Origin of the sequence: Collinsella tanakaei YIT 12063 (assembly GCF_000225705.1) — a bacterium.
Taxonomy (GTDB): domain Bacteria; phylum Actinomycetota; class Coriobacteriia; order Coriobacteriales; family Coriobacteriaceae; genus Collinsella; species Collinsella tanakaei.
The window spans coordinates 1-1,172 of sequence record NZ_JH126482.1; the positions used below are offsets into that span (position 1 = coordinate 1).

The window sequence follows — 1,172 nt, forward strand, 5'->3', positions numbered from 1 at the left end:
AGGCGAGCTCGCGGGCGACCGCGACGTTGGCGACGCAGGGCCGCTTGCCGGCCGCCCCGAGGGATTCGTGCCTCCGGCGGAGGCGCGCGGTGGCGTCGTCGCAGCGCCGCTTCACGGCCGCCGGCACGGCCGAGCCGGCCGGCGGCACCTTGGGCTTCGGCGAGCACGACTTGAAGTGCCACGCCGCCTCGACGAGGGCGCGCCTGGAGGCGGAGTTCCCGGTCTTGGTGATGCCGCCTTTGGCCTCCTTCTCGCCGCTCGAGCGCTCGGAGGGCGCGAGGCCGATCCGGGAGGCGTAGGCGCCGGCGGTGGGGAACCTGGAGAAGCACCCCGCCTCGGTGGCCAGGCAGAACGCCGTGACGGCGTCGATGCCCTTGATGCACGAGAGCGCCTCGACCGCGCCCCTCCACCGGTCGGCGCGGGCCTCGGCGAGCGCCCTCTTCTCAAGGGCGCGCTTGTCGGACTCGGCGCAGCGCACGCAGGCGACGTAGTGGTCGAAGGCGGCCGCCGCGGCCGGGTCGGACGGCCTGCAGGACTCCGCCCACCTCCAGAACGCCCTCGTCCAGGCGCCGCGCCTGCGCCCGAGCGCGTCGGTCTCGTCGAACGCGAGCCCGCGCCTCAGCAGGAACTTGGAGAGCCGCTGGCGGGCGCGCTGCAGGTCCTCGCGGGCGTCGTCTAGCGCGCGCGACAGGTCGCGGGCGGCCTCCGCCTCGACGGGCGGCACCCACACCTCGACGATGTTGCGGGTGGCGAGCAGGCGCGCCGGGAAGGCGGCGTCGCGCCTGTCGTTCTTGCGCCTCTTCTCGGCCGACGGCTTCTGCATCCTCGAGACGGCGCCCACGACGCAGTCGACGCCCAGCGCGCGCAGCTCGCGGCACAGGGCGAAGCCAGTCGGGCCGCTCTCGTAGACCGCCTTGGGGCTCTCGAAGCCCAGGATCCACTCCGCGATCTCGCCGGCGTCGGTGCCGAACCTCCTCTGGGCCGCCTCGCCGGTGAACGGGTCGAAGGCGCATGCCGAGACGGAGCGCGCGTGTGCGTCGAGGCCGATGGAGGTAATATAGGTCATGGGAGCCTCCTCCCATACGTGCGGTACGGCGGCACCGCAGGTTGACGATACACAACCATTGTTCCCGCCCAGCCCGCGACCCCGTATGCCGCGGGGAGGCTTTCCC

1 protein-coding gene is annotated in these 1,172 nt (G+C 73.5%); it reads right to left on the bottom strand.

Annotation, left to right across the window (positions count from 1 at the left end):
- A partial coding sequence (locus tag HMPREF9452_RS11125) for an IS110 family RNA-guided transposase (protein WP_009142230.1) occupies positions 1 to 1,066 on the bottom strand: 1,066 nt, incomplete at its 3' end.
- Positions 1,067 to 1,172: the final 106 nt, after the last annotated feature.